Source organism: Spirosoma harenae (assembly GCF_054776975.1).
The window spans coordinates 87,485-105,742 of record NZ_BAAHBD010000004.1 but is presented as its reverse complement, the minus strand read 5'-3'; the positions used below and the strand labels follow the sequence as shown (position 1 = coordinate 105,742).

Genomic DNA, 18,258 nt, shown 5'->3' with positions numbered 1-18,258 from the left:
TATTAGCTGATTGGGATGAAAAAAAAGCTTTACCATTCATATTAGTTGTTGGTTGAAGGTAAGGCAAATGCCACGTACGAACCGCCTGATTTTAAGCCATATCGAGTACCGCCACACGCAATGGCTACGTACTGCCGACCGCCGACCATATACGTTATCGGGGTCGCAAATCCACCAGCAGGGAGTTTATATTCCCAGACAATTTTGCCGGTTTTCCGGTCGAAAGCGCGCAGTTTTTCATCATATGTAGCGGCAATGAAAATAAGCCCGCCCGCCGTTACGACAGGACCACCGTGATTTTCGGTACCGGTTGCCGACAAGCCTTTTTGGGCCAATTCCGGATATTCACCAAGCGGCACTTGCCAAACGAAATTACCGGTATTCAGATCAATCGCGTTCAGGGTTCCCCAGGGCGTTTTGAGGGCCGGATAATTATCCTGATCGCGGAATTGCGTGTTGCCGTTGTTCAGAAATGGGGGCGAATAAGGGAAATTAGCATCTTTAGCAGCGACCGAACTGCCCGAACTATGCACATCGACTACAGCAGGGGCATTCGATGGTGCTGCTGTAGTCTCTTTTTTTAATAGAAAATTAACGATCGCTTCCCGGTCTTCTTTGGAAAGATGCCCAAATGACGGCATCCGTCCGCGACCTGTTGCCAACAAACTCAGAATCTGCTCGCCGGATAAACGATTGCCAACATCCGTCAAATCGGGGTATGCCTGATTAGCTGCATTAGCGGTTACTTTAGACTTATTTTTATCACTCATGCCGTGGCAAACTGAACAATTCGTATTGAACAAAGCTGTACCGCGTGTCATGGCAGCACCCTGATTCTGACGAACATCGCGCATTTTCAGCCACCAGAGCATATTATTTGAATTCACGTAAAAAATCCCACTTGGATCGGCTGCCGTTCCGCCCCATTCAGCACCGCCACCCATCCCGAAAAACAAGGTACCTTCCTCGCTAGGCGGCATGTATTTGCTACCGTGTCGGCTGTTTTTATAGCGTTCCAAAACGTAGGCATGCGCTTCAGGAGTCCGAGTCGTAATATTTGCTTCCGTCAATTCCTGCATAGCGAATGGTGCGGGTTTGGTCGGAACGGGTTGTGTTGGCCAGGGCTTTTCGCCGGGCAGAGCGGGACTCGTTGGTACTGGCACTTCCTTAACCGGAAAAAGTGGCTTACCCGTATCGCGGTCAAAGACAAACACGTATCCATCTTTGGTAGCCTGCGCAACCGCGTCAACCATCTTACCATTATGTTTTACTCGAATCAGGTTGGGCGGACAGGGTAAATCACGATCCCACATATCGTGGTGGACAGTCTGGAAATGCCAGACGCGCTTACCCGTTTGTGCATTGATGGCGATCACGCAGTTGGCAAAGAGGTTCTGACCAGCGCGGGCACCACCGTAAAAATCGACCGAAGGTGAACCCGTACCAGCATAGACGATGCCCCGTTTTTCGTCGATCACCATGCCGGCCCAGCAGTTCGCTCCGCCGATTTTTTTGTAGGCATCTTTCGGCCAGGTATCGTAGCCATATTCGCCGGGGAGTGGAATGGTTCGGAACACCCACGCTAACTGCCCTGTTCGCACGTTGAACGCGCGTATATAGCCCGGAGGGGCATCGCCCCCTTCGGATACGCTGGCGCCGGTAATAAGCAAATCTTTGTAAATAACCCCTGGCGTTGTCATGCGGATTGACAGATTCGCCATGTCGTGTCCCATCGTTTCGGCATCACCCAGTCCGTTGTGTAGATCAACTTCACCATTCGTTCCAAAATCGGCTACGGGCTTACCTGTTAGGGCATTAATCGCGTATAAGGTGGAGCCTACAGCGTAAAGAATACGTTTGTCCTGGCCATCTTCCCAATACACAACACCTCGTAGTGGATGAAACCGGGGGCGTTTATTAGGATCTAAAAAAGGATCAAATTGCCAAAGCTGCTTGCCTGTTGCAGCCTCAACAGCAAATAATTTCATGCGGGGGGACGTACCGTAGAGTACACCTTTAATGACAATCGGCTGGCACTGAATATCCATTCCACGCTGGGCTGGATTGGTATTATCGCCAGTCTCATAGCTCCAGGCCAGTTGCAGATTTTTGACATTTTGTGTGTTAATCTGCGATAAGGACGAGTAGCGATTTCCAGCATTATTCCCCCCGTAGGTTGGCCAGTCATTATCCGATTCGTACGTCGTAATGGGTTGTGTTTGCCAATTCAGAGGACAGTAAATTCCCAGCATCAACAGACCAAAGCTAGCTTTTAAAAAGGAATGCATGTGTTGGAAAAGCGTTATAGTTTAGGAAAAGTTATCATGTGAGTAGTCACGAATTGCCAGCTTATTTACTGGGCTTTGGTATAAAATTCATACGCTATTTTCCAACTCACTTCCTGACCGGGTGCTACTTGTAATTGGATATATGGTTCGGGGCAAGAGGTTGTCGAGCAAGCCCAATAGACTAATTTTTGCAGAGGTTTGTCGCCCGTAATATGGACGCCAGCGCCTGTTTTCTGATTTTCAATTCGAATGTCGTAATCCGTCGCCGTTGAGCCGAAGCCTTGTAAACCCGCACTGTAGACCTGTTCTTTTTTATCTAAATCGCGTGTATACGCTAGTTTATTCCCTTGTGCAATAATCGCACTACCAAATCCTTTTCCCTCGCCTTTTACCTCGAACGGAAACTGTACATTGACCGTCGGGCCGGTGGGTTGCTTATCGATGATGAAGAAGTTGTGATTATAGGTACTGGTTTCAATTGGCAATTTACCCGTGTTTTTCAGGCTGTGTTGTAGCACCAATTCGGGCTTACCTTTGGTAAGTTTTACTGTTTTCTGATAGACATAGCTATAGCCCGTTGCCGCGTCTGTCAGTTCGTGCGTAAAATCAACGTGATCTTTGTGCGATTTTACGGTCCATTTTCCGGGATTTGCAATCTCATAATACTTTCCAAAAGCATATGGTTTGTCCTCAGCTTTTTGAAGTACACCCACGCCGATTTTCACGAACGTATCCCCTACTTTGGCATCGGTATAACCCAATGGTGTAAATTCCTCAGCGGGGCCGCTGATGGCGTCGTGAAATTTCGGATCGTAGTTTTCAAACCAGGGTTCGATAAAACTATGGCCTTTATAATCCAAATTTTTAAACGATCCAGCCCAGTCGAAACGAGTACCGCGATAGTAGCCTTGATTTGCGTCGGGCAAATACAGACTGGTTTGCAGCATGCCATTCGACAGGTCAGCTTGTGGGAAATCGGCTAACGGAAGCGTAGCACTTCCAAACCCCAGCAGTACTGGCAGGGCAATCAGTGTTCTTTTCAGCGTGGTCATGATTAGGCTGGTTAAAGTTCTCTGAATTTTGTTGTCTATAGGACACTTATACACAACATCCTATAGACAACAAAACCCGTAGAATCTACTTTCACATCAACACCCTTTAATTCAAATTCGGATTAATCGACGTATCCGTATACGGCAATGTAAACCAATAATTTGCCTTCGTAATCGGCTTGATCGGCTGCAAATCATCTGGACTTTTGGCGGCATTAGCCGCTTCTACCCGCTCCAGACGGATCAGATCGAACCAGCGAGTACGCTCGCAGGCAAATTCCCAAGCCCGCTCCTGTACCACTTCGTCGGCAAACTGCGTTGCGGTCAAACCGTCAGCAGGTGATAACGCTTTGGTTCCGGTTGCCCAACCCCGTAGACGAATTGCATTCAGTGCATCATAAGCCGCTTGATCGGGACCACCTGTACCGCGTGCTTTGGCTTCGGCATAAATGGTCAGAACGTGTGGGTAGCGCATCATAACAGACGGCAACGAGATACTGGACGTAACGATGTTGCCCTTGATATACCATTTTTTGTAATATGGGTGCTTCGTCAGGCTTTGCTCCCAAGGGATTGTAGTCGCGCCCAGACCGAACGCAGTACGGAACGTGGCGTCTTTTCGAGGACCAGCCGGGAAGGCTTTGAAGAAATTAAGCTCGGCAAACATATCGTCCCAACCACCTTCTTCACCCGGCATCGTGGTGTTGCCATACGTTGCATTAGCTGTACCACTACCTCCCGTAAACCCGTTGATCTGGAAAACAGACTCTGGAATCATTGCGACTGCCGGATCATTTTCAAATACGGCCGCAAAGGTTGGCATCAACGAAAAACCATACGCAGCGCGATTGTCAATTACTTCTTTTGCTTTAGCCGCAGCCAGATCGTAGTTGGCCGTTAGCTTCAGCGGCCAGCCCGCCATTGTCAGATATACATCCGCTAGAAACGCCTTTGCCGAACCTGCATTTGGCCGACCTGGATCACGCCGGGTATTGGGAAGCATGGTTTCAGCTTTCTTCAAATCATCGACAATCAGCGCATACACTTCGGCTGGTGTCGATTTCTTGATCGTCAGCAGATCAGCCGAATATTCACCTGCCGTAACCAGCGGAATGTTACCGTAAAAGCGAGTCAGCCAATAGTAGGAAAATCCGCGAATGAAATACGCTTCTCCGGCAATGATGTCAATCGTTGCTTTGGTACCAACGGTTTTCTGGTAATTATTAATGACGTTGTTAGCTCCCTGAATCGCTTTATAACAACCCGTATAAACGGCCCCTGACCGCTGGTTCGTAGTCGAGACGTTGAACTGATCGAATTCACGCCAGTCAGCTTTGTTACTGGCTGGGTGAGTCGTTACGTCGTCGCTACCAATTGTTGCAGCATTGGCCGATGGATGTAGGAATCCGTATGTCCATTGGTTCCCCAATCCGCGATAGGCGCCGGTTAGAGCAGATTCAAGACCGTCCTGCGTGGAGAGTACGTTTCCGCCGTACAGCAGTCCGGTTGTGTTTTCATCGAGGTAACTTTTGCAGCCTGCGGTAAGCGTTGCCGCCAGGGCTACTATGACTAATTTTTTCATGCTCGGTAAGTTTTTAGAAGCCCAGATTGATACCCAGTGTGTATTGTTTGGCGTTTGGATAGGAACCGTAATCGATACCAATGGCCGTATCGGTAGATGAACCAACACGGGCTGATTCTGGATCTGGACCTTTGTATTTCGTGATCGTAAACAGGTTCGTAGCGCTGGCAAATACCCGAATGGTTGCTTTGTTATTGATGAAACCGTTTGGTACGTTATACGAAAGGCTTACGTTTTTCAACCGTACAAAGCTGCCGTTTTCCAGGAAGCGACTCGATTGTGTGAACGGCTGATACGTTCTTGTAAAGGCCGGTACGTCCGATGTTTCGTTGCCCGGACGGTAGTAATCCCGGATTTCCGACAGAATAAACTGCCGCGCATCACCCGAACCCGACAGAGCAGCCGCCCGCGTGTAGTTCAGCTTATCGACACCAAATACACCGTTGAAGAATACGTTCAGCGTCAAGCCTTTATACGTAAAGGTGTTGTTCCATCCTGCTGTTCCTTTCGGGAAAGCCCGACCAATAATCTGGAAGTCATCGGTCGTGATGGCGTTGTCGCCATTAAGATCCTGATAGTGCGGATCGCCCGGCACACGCCCCTGTTTGGCTGCGGCATCGGCTTCGCTTGGTTTCCAGGTACCGAGGTATTTTAGCCCCCAGTACGAACCCAATGGCTCACCCGGAATCAGCATAAACTCGTTGGTAGTCGACATACCAGCCCCTACGCCCGTTCCCTGACCAAGCCGTGGCAAACCACCCAGACTGATAACCTGGTTTTGGAGCGTCGAATAGTTGATGTTTGTTTCCCAACGGAATCCACCTTTGTCGAACGGCGTTGCACCAATCGAAAACTCAAACCCTTTGTTTTCAATTTCACCGACGTTACGTGCCTGTGTACCACCACCCGCATAACTCGGAATGGCTACGTTGAGAAGCAGATCGGTCGTGTTTTTCTTGAAATAATCGGCTTCGATACGTATCCGGCCATTCAGGAATTCCATCTCCAACCCTACGTCGACCTGTTTTGTGGTTTCCCATTTCAGATCGGGATTACCGGGATTGCCCAGGATTACACCCGCCGTTGCTGCCGTATTATTGAAGGCCGAAACGATACTTCCGTACGTCGATAACGTAGCGTATGGGTTAATGGCCTGACTACCCGTCATACCCCAGCTTCCCCGTAGTTTCAGATTACTGAACACGTTCATATTCTTGATAAACTCTTCTTCCGACAACCGCCATCCGAGCGCTACAGATGGGAATACACTATACCGGTTAGCCGGGCCAAACTTCGACGAACCATCTCGCCGAACAGCTGCCGTAACGAGGTATTTGTCTTTGAAACTATAGTTCACCCGTCCGAGTAGCGACAACAGCGTCCATTTCTGAAAGCCTGATGCTACCGTAGCGGCCGTATTACCACCAATGTTGTCGTAGCCCAACTGCGGGAATCGAAGACCCGAAGCGCTGGCCGTAAAGTTCTGATCGGTAAACTGTTGCGTTTCCAGTACAGCAACGGCGTTGATTGAGTGATCGCCAGCTTTAAGATCATAGCTCAGCGTGTTCGTGTTTTGCAACGTAAACTGTTCGGCCGAGTACCGGCTGGCAGTTGGGTTGTTGTTCGATAACCGTTTGCCGTTCAGGTTCAGGTTTTGCGCATTCAGGTAATTGACCGCGTACTGTAAATCAATCGATAGTCCCTTGATCGGAAGCTTATAGTTTAAACCGCCAATAAGGTTTAGGCCACTCCGGTTCTGATCGACCGACTGATCATACAGGTAATCCAACGGGTTCCGATACACCGAGCCGATTGGGTCGGTAAACGTAGGTTGACCATCTGAACCATAGGCAGGTGTTGTGGGTGCCCAGGCCAGCGCCTGAACGATAGCGCCACCATCGAGCGTGTTATGGTTTTGCGTTCGGGTACCCCACAGATTCAATCGAAACGAGAGTTTGTCGTTAATCTGGGTATTCAAATTAGTACGTAAGATGTACCGTTTGAAACCGCTGTTATTCACAATCCCGTTCTGATTCAGGTAGTTTCCTGAAACCATAAACGTAGTTTTGTCATTGCCACCCGATACCGTAATTTGGTGCTGTTGACCGCTTCCTTTTCTGAATACCAGGCTTTGCCAGTCGGTTCCGCCATTTTGCTTGAACTGTGTAATCTGATCGGCAGTAAAGGGCAGTCCTGAACCGACAGCCGTAGCTCGTGCATTTACGATTTCGGCAAATTCACCGGCGGGTAGTACGTCGTACCGTTTGATATTTTCCGACGTACTGAACTGGCCTTCGTAGTTTACTTTAAGCCCTTTGGAACCTTTCTTGGTCGTAATAATGACAACCCCATTCGCGCCCCGGCTTCCGTAAATAGAGGTAGAAGCGGCATCTTTCAATATCTGAATTGTCTCAATATCACTTGGGTTAACGAAATTAAAGTTGGCTCCCACGAATCCATCGACAATGTAAAGCGGATCGTTATTTCCCAAAACAGAGTTGGCTCCCCGAATCCGGATGCGCGCATCACCACCGGGAGCACCGTTTGTCTGTGTCACCTGCACACCAGCCGCGCGCCCCTGTAACACCTGGTCCAATCGAGTAACGGGCTGTTGCGCGAATTCTTTGGTAGAAATGGCCGTCAAGGCTCCAGTCACATCGGTTTTCCGTTGCGTACCGTAACCTACCACAACTACCTCACTCAATGTTTTTAAATCCTCCGCCAGTTGAACATTAATTACCGAGCGGCCACCCACCTCAATCGTCTGGCTCGTATAGCCAATGTTGGAATAAACCAGTGTTGCATTACTGGCTGCATTTAACGCATAATTCCCCGATGCATCGGTCGACGTTCCGGTCGTTGTGCCATTCACCTGAACATTGACACCGGGCAGTCCCTGATTATCAGGGCCGGTTACTTTGCCTGTAATCCTACTGCTTTGCGCAAAGGCAACGCTCGAACCGAGCAGCCATGCCAGCAGGAATAGTTTTACATAGTTTTTCATTTGTATTAGGTTTATAGATAAAGGGAAAAAAGGAACCGGGATTTATGGGATTGAACTGATTAAGCTGATTTTGTTAATTGATTGAGCGCTTCAGAGAAGCGAAAACAAAATCAGCTTTAATCCATAAATCAGTTAAATCCCGGTCACCAGTCGACTACGGAGCCGTCGAGGGCGTTGTATGATTCGGGGTTTTTCCAGTCGTGACCAATTTTGTCTTTCATCAGGGCTTCGTCCAGTTCGATGCCCAGACCCGGTCCCTTTGGAATCATCACGGTACCGTCCTGTTGCAGTTTGAATGGGTTCTTGATGTAGCCATCGCCCAACGTAACCTGCTCCTGAACCAGGAAATTAGGTACGCTAGCCGCCAGATGTAGTCCTGCTGCCAATGAGATTGGCCCCATTGGATTGTGGGGAGCTACTGGGACGTAATACGCTTCGGCCATACCGGCAATGATTCGTCCTTCGGTGATGCCTCCGGCATGGCAGAGATCAGGTTGAACGATACTGACCGCTCGTTTTTCCAGCAATTCGCGGAATCCCCATTTCGTAAAAATCCGTTCGCCAGCCGCAATAGGCAAGTGCGTACCACGCGCAATGTCGGCCAGAATATCTACGTTTTGTGCCTGAACAGGTTCTTCCACAAACATCGGTTTGTAAGGTTCTAGCTCTTTTATTAACAGCTTGGACGTTTGTGGAGGAATAGCCCCGTGAAAGTCGATGGCAATGTCCATGTCATCGCCACCGGCTTCGCGAAGAGATGCGAAATTGTCGATGGCGTATTTGATGAATTTCGGATTCTCAACGATGTTAGCTGGATTCTTCTTGGCTACGCCTGTTTTGATAACTGTATAGCCCTCAGCCTTCCGTTTCTTCATATCCTCGGCAGTACTCGCCCGACCATACACGCGTACCCGGTCGCGGGTGGGACCGCCGAATAGTTCGTAAACCGGTACGTTCAGGAGCTTGCCTTTAATGTCCCACAAGGCATGGTCAATACCGCTTAGCGCACTCGTCAGAATCGGCCCTCCCCGGTAGAAAGCATGGCGATAAATAGCTTGCCAGTGATGCACAACCTGACGCGGATCTTTGCCAATCAGATACGGTTCGAGTTCTTTGATGGCCGTCTGAATCGTCAATGCGCGACCTTCCAGTAAGGGTTCACCCAGGCCGTGAACGCCTACGTCGGTGTGAATTTTCAGGAAAATCCAGCGGGGCTTTACCAGAAAGGTTTCCAGTTTCGTAATCTTCACTTTGCTGTAATCGCGGAAGGGTGCCGGATTACTGGCATACGAGGTTTCGGGTAGAATCATGGTGCTCAGACCAGCCACACCCAGTACAGACTGTATGGCGCTACGTCGGGATACGCCTGTTTTTTTCATACGTTTTACTAGTTAAGGATTAACTTAATCGTTTAAGCAGCGATTAAAAAAAAGGGTTAAGGACAAGTTTACGGTGGGCATTCCAACCTATGAAAGTTCTTGTGGTGTCGGGTTTTGAACCCGACACCAAAGTGAGACTAGACTCTCAATCAAGGACGAATAATGGTTCCGTCCATTTTACGTACCTGCCAGTTCGATTTTGTGGTAATCGGATATTTGGCGGCTTCTTTTTCGTTGATATCGACACCAAGTCCTGGCACTTCATTTACCGACATATAGCCTTTGTCCATCGTTGGACAGCCGCTGAACACTTCTTTCATTTTGTCAGAAAACTGCACGGCTTCCTGAATACCGAAATTCCAGACAGCCAGATCGATGTGGGCGTGTGCTGCGTGTCCTACCGGCGAAACATCACCGGGGCCATGCCAGGCTGTACGGACATTAAACCATTCACCTAAGCGAGCTACTTTCATTGCAGGGGTGATACCACCGATTTGCGACACGTGAATTCGGATGTAATCGAACCACTGGTTCACCATCGGTTCTTTAAATTCATTGATATTGTTGAACAGCTCGCCCATCGCAATCGGTACGGAGGTAGCCTGTCGTAGCTGTGCGAACCATTTCATATTTTCGGGTGAGAACGGATCTTCAATAAAGAATGGACGATAATCTTCCAACTTCTTGATCATGTTGATAGCCTCAATCGGCTGCACTCGTTCGTGAATGTCGTGAAGCAATTCGATCTCTTCACCGCACTGTTTACGAACAACATCAAACATCTTGGGCACGGATTTCAGATAGCCCTGCACGTTCATATATGCGTCGCCTTCGTAACCAAAATTAGCCGTTTTGAAGTCGGGTTTATCGGTAGTAGCCCCGACAGCTCCGTAACCTCCCTGCTGGATACGAATGTATTTATAGCCTTGTTCCATGAATTTTTTCACGCTCTCGGCAGCGGCTTCGGGCGTGTTTCCGCCAGCGTGAGTATAACATGGAATCGCAAAGCGGACTTTGCCGCCCAGCAATTGATAAACAGGCATTTTTGCACGCTTGCCTTTGATATCCCACAGTGCCTGATCAAGACCAGAAAGGGCATTGTTCAGCACCGGGCCATTACGCCAATACGAACTAACGTAGGCCGATTGCCACATATCTTCGATATTATCGACGTCTTTGCCGACGCAAAACTCATTCAGATACGTGTTAATGGCCACGACAACAGTCGCAGCCCGTTGAGTAAACGTTGCACAACCTAGTCCGTATAGACCGGGCTCAGTAGTCTCTACTTTCACCACGATCAGGTTAGACCCTTGTGGGGCAGTAGCAATGGCTTTGACGCTCTTAATTTTTACAGCGGGTGCCCCAACGGCATATTGAGGTTTACCCTGCATTTCACGTGCTTCGGCAGTAGATGGTCCGCCAAAGAGACCAAGAAGTCCGGCCGACGAGCCAAAACCCAGCATTTTCAATGTTTCACGACGGCTCTGATCAGGTTTATTCATACGGTTAAAGAGATTGGAGTTTTTTGTCATTCCGACGAAGGAGGAATCTTACTGTATCCTTACTTATGAGTTAAGAAGCCGTAACATTCCTCCTTCGTCGGAATGACAAAGAAAAATGGAGAATTGATTCTACTTTTTATCCCACCACACACGAGTGTCGAGGGTATTAGGTCCCATCCGGGTAATGGCTTCGTTCATTTTCCCGGAATTGACAATAATCTCGCTATCGGGATAAGGCATTCGACGGATGAAATCGCCTTTCACTTCGGAACCTGGATACGGATTTTTCTTCAGGGCGGGGAAACCGCTACGTCGGAAATTGGCCCAGGCTTCGTTGCCATCCAGGAAACTAGCTACCCAGTACTGTGTATTGATCAGATCCAGTCCATTGGCCGCACTGAACGGATGCGCATCCAGATATGCTTTAATTGAGGCTTCAGGAATGGTTGTGCCGTAGGACGCCATTTGCTCCAGATTTGCCCGAATACCTCTTGCATAATAGTCAGCGGCCGTACCTGTTACCCAACCTCTGGTAGCTGCTTCGGCCAGTAGCAATAAGGTTTGGGCATATGTAATGTGGAATTCAGGCGCATCCAGCTTCAGCACCGTATTGAGGTTTACCTGTGTGTAATCCCACAAACTCACTACGTTATTGGCCGCAAACGTGGACGAAATCGAAACGTCGTTATAGCCCATTGGCATACCAATCTGAACCGCTGGCTCCGACGATGCCCGTGCCGCAACCTGCTCCTGACCACCTTTAGCCCCTACGTATCGAACCGCAAAAATGGGCAACCGTGGATCGTTGTTTGATTTTAAATAATCAACGAAAGGGGCAGCCAGATAGAAGTTCGTTTTTTCGCGAGCTTGTAAGTGATTCGCAATGTAGTTGTTATACAAAGACGTATGGCGAAGAATCGAATTGTCGGCGTTGGATTGAAATACGCCACCCGTTACGGCTTTTTTCACATACGATTCGGCCGTAGCTGCGTCTACTTTGGTCAGGCGCATGGCAGCGCGTAACATAAACGAGTAGCCAAGCTTTTTCCATTTCGCGACATCGCCACCGTATAAAATATCCGTCACAACGGCGGGCTGAGCGGTGGTCAGAGCGGCTGATGCTTCGTCCAGTTCCTTCAGAATATCTTTGTAAATATCCTGTTGCGCATCGTACTTGGGCGTGATGATCTCAGTTGTATAGCCCTGTCCAGCTTCTGAATAAGGAATATCGCCGTACGTATCCGTCAGAATCATGAACACATAAGCACGCCAGATTCGGGCGGCCTGATACGTATTAATCTGCAACGGGTCAGCTTTAGTTTGGTCAATCACAGATACAATCTGCTTCACGACGTTGCGGTACATATTCTGCCAGACCAACGGCGTATTGCTGTTGTTGACCTGATCGTAGTTCCCGCCCGATAGCGAACTACCGTAAGGCGTAATGATCTGTTGCACAATGCCAAAGTTGTAGCACAACATGCCCAGCGTACCAAATCCATCGAGGTAATTGGTATTGATAATGGCCTTATTCAGCACCATTGACGGGGCCAACGATGTGGGGTCGACTTTGTTGGTATTGACCTCGGTAAAGCCCTGATCACAGCCTGTAAGCAGACTTAGCGAGAGCGTCAACGTAAGAATATATTTGAGGTATTTTTTCATGATTTTCAAGTGTTTGCGGTTTCACCGAAAACTTAGTTAGAATCGAACATTGAGGTTGAAGCCCATCGTACGGGTTGGGGGTAGCCCTGGCCAGAAATCAAGCCCTACGGAGTTGTCCGACGAAACCATAGCTTCTTCGGGGTCCATATTTTCGGTCCACTTCTTGATAACCAACACGTTGTTAGCGACAGCACTCAGTTTCAGCCCTTTAATGAATAATCGCTCGGGAAGCAACTTGGTAAAGTCGTAGCCTAGTGTGATTTGGCGCAGTTTCCAGAAGCCAGCATTATTCACAAAATCCTCGTGAATACCCAGCGGGTTGAGCGATTCGTAATAAGGCTGTACAGCGGCTCTGGTTTGGTTGACTTCACCGTTTGGATTCACGCCATTGCCAATTACATAGCCTACATCCCGACCTGGCAGTGTACGTTTCGACAGACCGTGACGCAGGTAGTTGATGTTACGTCCGGAAATCAGTTTGTGACCCAGTTTGAAATCGATCAGTGCCGACAGCGTTACGCCTTTGTAGGTGAACGTATTGGTAATTCCACCGAAATAGGAAGGCAGCGCATTACCTACGTTTACCAGTGTGTTGTTCCGTAGTGGGTTACCACTGTTGGCGTCGAATACTTGCCGGCCCTGTGCATCGCGCAGATACATGAAGGTGTATAATTGGCCGATCGGTTTACCGACCACCTGATTCAGCACCCGACCGCTACCTCCGCTCACCGTAATGACCGTATCATTAGGCGATAAACCCAGTTGCAGTACTTTCGATGTATTATAAGATACGTTGGCATTCAAATCCCAACGGAAGTCCTTCGTGACAACCGGCGAGAAATTGAGGGCTACTTCGAGACCCTGATTCATACTGCGCCCTACATTAATCAGCTTGCTTGTATACGAAGAGGCATCCGAAACCTGGGCCGCCAGAATCTGGTCGTTGGTCGTTTTTCGGTAATAGGTGAAATCCAAGCCAAGCTTGTTATTAAACAACTTCAGTTCTAACCCAACTTCAGCTTCCTGAATACGTAGCGGACGCAGGTTTTTGTTTGGCACCGTCGATGCGTTAATACCACCTACTGGCACGAGTTGACCCGCTGGATTCGGGAACGAGTTGTTGTCGACCTGATAATATAGGGCGTTGGAATACGGGTTTACGTTGTCGGAACCAACCTGTGCGTAAGCCGCCCGTATTTTACCGAATGAGATCCATTCCGGCAAGTTTTCGAAGGCTTGCGAGAATACGAAGCTACCCGTTACAGATGGATACAGAATGCTTCGGTTCGATTCGGCCAGTGTTGAGAACCAGTCGTTTCGGGCTGTAGCGGTCAGGAACAGATAATCGTTATACGAGATCGTAGCCGAACCGAAAAGCGAGTTGATTTTTTTCTCCGACAGTGCATAAATCGGGTTTTTGACGCGCCCGTTGGCTACGGTATATAGACCCGGCTGTACGAAATCCTGTACCGTTACACTATTGTAATCGTTTCGGGCATAACGAGCATTGCCCCCCAGCGTTACATCAACACCGATTTTGCCGAAGGTTTTGTTAGCCCCTATGATAAAGTCGAGGTTCCGTTCTGTATTCTGGCGAACGTCTTGTGTATACGAACCGTTCACATAACCCGTAGGCGCTTTGGCAATCGGAGCGTAACCATTTGGAATGTTATAATCCTGATTCCGAATGTAATAATCCTGCGCGATACGTCCCTGAATATATAACCAGTCGGTTAATTGGTAGCGAAGAGCGAGATTACCAAAAATCCGGTCGCGCAGAATATTCTCGAAGTGATAATTCATCGAGTAATACGGATTGTTCCGTACCAGGAAGCGGGAGAATACGAACTCATCGCCATTGGGCAGGGTCTGGTTTTCGCGTAGAGCCTGAAATGGCATGGAGTTCGCCAGCGTGAAAACTACCGTTGATACCGAAAAATCCTGCGCGTTCAATTGGGGTGGATTGACGTTATTTTCCTTCGAGTAGTTGATGTTTCCCGAAGCGGTTAGTTTACTACCGATATTCTGCGAAAAACCCAGGTTAATCACCTTCCGGTTGAAGGTATTATTTTCCATAATACCTTTATTGTCCGTATTGCTGAACGAAAGGCTAAATCCGCCATTCTGGCCATTATTGGCTACTGTTACCGTGTTCGTAAAGTTTGTTCCTGTGCGATAAAACTGTTTTACCCGATTGAAAACGGGTTCATAAGGCCAGGTTTCATTGTCGAACAACGTCTGTGTCATCCCCGGCTGAAATTTCTCGCCAAAGCTCCATACACCCGATGTCGGGTTAGCTGTTGTGGGTCGTTTGCCGCCCTCACCCTGACCATATTCGTATTGAAAATCAGTGAAATCCAGCGCCGTTTCGGTCGTCAAATTAGTATTATAGGTAACACCAATTCCTTTACCAACACCTTTGCTTTTCGTGGTAATCATCACAACGCCGTCTTTCGCGCGGGAACCGTAGAGAGCCGCAGCCGTTCCCCCTTTCAGGACAGTCATCGTTTCAATATCGTCGGGGTTGATACTGCTCAATCCATCGCCACCGTCAGAGTTGTTCATAGCCCGTGAACCAAAATCACCACCTAATGAGTAATTGGAGTTGTCGATGGGAACCCCGTTGACAACGATCAGCGGGTTGTTTTGTCCGCTAAACGACGACTGACCACGAATCCGGATTTTTGCCGTTCCCGCAGGGCCGGAGCCCATTGTGGTGATGTTGACCCCAGCCATTTTGCCCTGCAAACCACTCACGAAGTTATTGGTGCGGTTTACCGAAATCTGGTCAGCGTTAACCGTAGCGGTGGCATAACCGAGCGTTTTAGCTTCCCGCTTGATACCAAGCGCCGTAACAACAACCTCGTCAATCGCTTTCGCATCTTCGGCCAGTTTTACATTAATCACCGACCGATTATTCACCGGAACCGTCTGGCTGATGTAGCTGATATAGGAGAAAACCAGCGAAGCATTGGCAGCAGCATTGATCGAATAATTACCTTCTGCATCGGTGGTGGTACCGACTGACGTACCTCCTACAACTACGTTTACGCCAGGAAGTCCCTGGTCATTGTTACCGGTTATCTTACCGGTCACTCTGTTATTCTGCGCAAAGCCATAACCCTGGCCAAGCAGCAGTAATAACAGGATAAATTTTACACGTCTCTTCATGATTTAGGAATAAATTATAGTTAACTAAAAGGGCAATTTGAAAAAGCAGACACAGGAAAAGCACTTCGTTTAAACCCCCAAATTTCTTGAAGGGGACTTACTGTCTCCCCTCTCCCGTTTTGGGCGGTCCGCCGTTGCGGGAGGGGTTGGGGTGAGGGAGAATGAGCAATTCTAGGGGTTAACCTCACCCCAACCCCTCTCCTACAACAGGAGAGGGGCTAGAATCAATAGCACTACCAGTTATGGATAGACCCATCCGGAGCTTTCAAAATCGGATGCGGGAATTTGGTATTTTCTTTTACTTCGAAGAGGAACGTTGCTTTCTTCGGGTCGAACTTCACGCCTAGACCCGGTTCCGGATTAAGGTACAGTTTGCCGTTTTTGAAATTGACAAAATCTTCATTGAAATAAGCCGGGCGTTCGGGTTCACCACCACCCAATTCCATCAGGCAGCGCATAGGACTGCTGGAACCCAAAACATGCACCAGTGTAGCCGTAGCTAGTGGTCCGGTAAAGTGCGGAATCATACCGACGTAATGCGTTTCGCACATCGACGCCAGCTTTTTGAATTCCGAAATACCGCCCGTATTTGGTAGCGTAAAGCGCGTATAATCAATCAGATGCTGTTCGATGAATGTATTGCTATCCCAGCGATCACCAAACTGCTCACCTACGGCAATCGGTACGTTCGTCATCTGACGCACCGTTTTATACACGTCAGGATTTTCAGATCGGACAATGTCTTCGACGAAATACGGCTCCAGATTTTCGAGGGCTTTGCAGATTTTGATGCCTTCTGTTGTGTCAAATCGGGTATGTAGGTCGATTGCCCATTTACCACCACCGCCAACAGCGGCATCAATTCGTTTGCACAACTCAATGGTTTTCTTAGCGTTATCGTAAAAATCGAATGGCTGATCGCCGTTGCCGCCAGTCGGGCCAATCCGATACGCTCGTAAACCCGCTTCAATACAGTCGCGGGCGCGTTCTTCCTCAGTTTTGGCTTTGGAAGCCCGGAAGCCCGTCGCATAGCATTCAACATAATCGCGGGTGGCACCACCTAATAATTCATAAACTGGAACACCTAAGGCTTTGCCTTTAAGGTCCCACAAAGCCATGTCCAGAGCGCCTTGTGCGTGTAGTTTTTCACGGCCCGGCGGATAGAACATACCTCGGTACAAGTTCTGCCAGATATGCTCGATACGGAACGGGTTTTCGCCAATCATCATCTGGGCTAATTGCTCGACCATATCTTTTGAGCCGCCTTCGCCAATCCCGATAATTCCGCCGTCGGTTTCAATTTCAACGATGCCTCTTGCCTGGTTGAAAAGCGGTTTGGTATAACCGGGCGCTGCATAGTACCGAATTTTGGTAATCTTGAGTTTCGGAGGAGCTGCTAGTGTATCAAGAGCCGGAAATCCAGTTAAAGCAACAGCGGACCCCGCTGCCAGTGATTGTAGAAAACGTCTTCGTTGCATACAAGCAAGGAGATTAAAGTGATTAATTTTCGTTGCTTAAACGTTTAAGCAGTTGGTTAAAAAAATCTATATAATCAGTTACTCTTTTTTGCGTGACGATTCTCGAGCCATTAATTGTGCATCGATTGTGAATTGCTGAGGGGATCTCTCGAAATCCTTCAATCGAGTCATCAGCATTTCAACGGCTTTTTTACCCAGTATATCAATCGGTTGGCGCATAAACGAGATCGGGCAGTAGTACAGATCAAATACTTCAGCCTGTCCAAAACTGACTACCCCCAGATCATCCGGAACGCGCAATCGTAATTCGTTTATGTACTTCAATCCGTTTACAGCCAGTCCGTAAGTCGAGAAAATAATGGCGTCAATTGGTGATTCAGCTGATACTAATTCGTCGATGGCCGTTCGGACTTCGGTTTCAATAGCCTCAAAAGGAATCCTTTTCAACCAGTTTTCTTCTGCCGTAATTCCTCGGTCACGTAATGCTTCCTGATAGCCACGAATCCGCTCTTTAACGTGAAACATGGCCGACTGATACGCTATAAATCCAATTCGTCGATAACCGTTGTCAATCAGATGAATACCGGCTTCATAAGAAGCCCTGGCATTGTTGGTAACGACAAAATCGGTTTCAAACTCCGGGAAATGACGATCCAGCAGGACAAACGGCATTCGAATGCTTTGCAGGTGCGTCACCAAACGCTCGGAGTTTTCAGATGATACGATGATAAATCCATCCACCTGACGATTAATGAGCACATTCATCAGATCCCAGGCTTTTTCGGCATCTTCATCCGAACTACCAATGATTACTGTATAGCCGTTTCGACGCGATTCATCTTCTACTTCACGGGCAATGTTGGCAAAAAATGGGTTGGATATATCGGCAATGATCAACCCAATCGTATACGTTCGGCCATCCCGCAGACTTTTCGCCAGCAGATTTGGCTGATAATTCAATTCCTTGGCAATGGCCTTTATCTTCTGAGCTATTTCCAGCCCTACACGTCCCTCCTTCTCTTTTCCACTCATGACATACGAAACAAGAGCTGTAGAAACTCCGGCTTCTTTAGCAATATCACTAAGTGAAACTTTCCTGGACTTCATATAACAGAACGTAGGATCAAAAGTAGT

At 48.4% G+C, this 18,258-nt stretch carries 10 protein-coding genes; all 10 read right to left on the bottom strand.

Annotated features, from left to right (window positions below):
* Positions 1–41: 41 nt before the first annotated feature.
* Positions 42–2,288, bottom strand: coding sequence for an outer membrane protein assembly factor BamB family protein (locus ACYVE4_RS02710; protein ID WP_460995369.1), 2,247 nt, complete (start codon positions 2,286–2,288; stop codon positions 42–44).
* A 65-nt stretch (positions 2,289–2,353) separates the two neighbouring features.
* Entirely contained in the window at positions 2,354–3,340 is a 987-nt protein-coding gene (locus ACYVE4_RS02705) for a hypothetical protein (RefSeq protein ID WP_460995368.1), read from the bottom strand.
* 106 nt (positions 3,341–3,446) lie between these two features.
* A complete protein-coding gene (locus ACYVE4_RS02700) occupies positions 3,447–4,922 on the bottom strand; it encodes a RagB/SusD family nutrient uptake outer membrane protein (protein WP_460995367.1) in 1,476 nt (491 codons plus the stop codon).
* A gap of 13 nt (positions 4,923–4,935) precedes the next feature.
* The gene (locus ACYVE4_RS02695; protein ID WP_460995366.1) at positions 4,936–7,926 is read right to left on the bottom strand and encodes a SusC/RagA family TonB-linked outer membrane protein; all 2,991 of its coding nucleotides are present in this window, start codon (positions 7,924–7,926) and stop codon (positions 4,936–4,938) included.
* Positions 7,927–8,069: 143 nt separating this feature from the next.
* Entirely contained in the window at positions 8,070–9,305 is a 1,236-nt protein-coding gene (gene dgoD / locus ACYVE4_RS02690; RefSeq protein ID WP_460995365.1) for a galactonate dehydratase, read from the bottom strand.
* A 149-nt stretch (positions 9,306–9,454) separates the two neighbouring features.
* Positions 9,455–10,810, bottom strand: coding sequence for an enolase C-terminal domain-like protein (locus tag ACYVE4_RS02685; protein WP_460995364.1), 1,356 nt, complete (start codon positions 10,808–10,810; stop codon positions 9,455–9,457).
* Positions 10,811–10,939: 129 nt separating this feature from the next.
* Positions 10,940–12,475, bottom strand: a complete 1,536-nt coding sequence (locus tag ACYVE4_RS02680; RefSeq protein WP_460995363.1) for a SusD/RagB family nutrient-binding outer membrane lipoprotein — start codon at positions 12,473–12,475, stop codon at positions 10,940–10,942.
* A gap of 36 nt (positions 12,476–12,511) precedes the next feature.
* The gene (locus tag ACYVE4_RS02675) at positions 12,512–15,646 is read right to left on the bottom strand and encodes a SusC/RagA family TonB-linked outer membrane protein (RefSeq protein ID WP_460995362.1); all 3,135 of its coding nucleotides are present in this window, start codon (positions 15,644–15,646) and stop codon (positions 12,512–12,514) included.
* Positions 15,647–15,879: 233 nt separating this feature from the next.
* Positions 15,880–17,124, bottom strand: a complete 1,245-nt coding sequence (locus ACYVE4_RS02670; protein WP_460995361.1) for a mandelate racemase/muconate lactonizing enzyme family protein — start codon at positions 17,122–17,124, stop codon at positions 15,880–15,882.
* A gap of 78 nt (positions 17,125–17,202) precedes the next feature.
* Positions 17,203–18,231 carry a LacI family DNA-binding transcriptional regulator gene (locus tag ACYVE4_RS02665; RefSeq protein ID WP_460995360.1) on the bottom strand — a complete coding sequence of 343 codons (1,029 nt, stop codon included), beginning with the start codon at positions 18,229–18,231 and terminating at the stop codon, positions 17,203–17,205.
* Positions 18,232–18,258: the final 27 nt, after the last annotated feature.

Coding starts and splice junctions, on each gene's coding strand:
- ACYVE4_RS02710 (WP_460995369.1), bottom strand. CDS start 2,288: ATGCATTCCTTTTTAAAAGCTAGCTTTGGTCTGTTGATGCTGGGAATT.
- ACYVE4_RS02670 (WP_460995361.1), bottom strand. CDS start 17,124: ATGCAACGAAGACGTTTTCTACAATCACTGGCAGCGGGGTCCGCTGTT.
- ACYVE4_RS02685 (WP_460995364.1), bottom strand. CDS start 10,810: ATGAATAAACCTGATCAGAGCCGTCGTGAAACATTGAAAATGCTGGGT.
- ACYVE4_RS02695 (WP_460995366.1), bottom strand. CDS start 7,926: ATGAAAAACTATGTAAAACTATTCCTGCTGGCATGGCTGCTCGGTTCG.
- ACYVE4_RS02705 (WP_460995368.1), bottom strand. CDS start 3,340: ATGACCACGCTGAAAAGAACACTGATTGCCCTGCCAGTACTGCTGGGG.
- ACYVE4_RS02665 (WP_460995360.1), bottom strand. CDS start 18,231: ATGAAGTCCAGGAAAGTTTCACTTAGTGATATTGCTAAAGAAGCCGGA.
- dgoD (WP_460995365.1), bottom strand. CDS start 9,305: ATGAAAAAAACAGGCGTATCCCGACGTAGCGCCATACAGTCTGTACTG.
- ACYVE4_RS02700 (WP_460995367.1), bottom strand. CDS start 4,922: ATGAAAAAATTAGTCATAGTAGCCCTGGCGGCAACGCTTACCGCAGGC.
- ACYVE4_RS02675 (WP_460995362.1), bottom strand. CDS start 15,646: ATGAAGAGACGTGTAAAATTTATCCTGTTATTACTGCTGCTTGGCCAG.
- ACYVE4_RS02680 (WP_460995363.1), bottom strand. CDS start 12,475: ATGAAAAAATACCTCAAATATATTCTTACGTTGACGCTCTCGCTAAGT.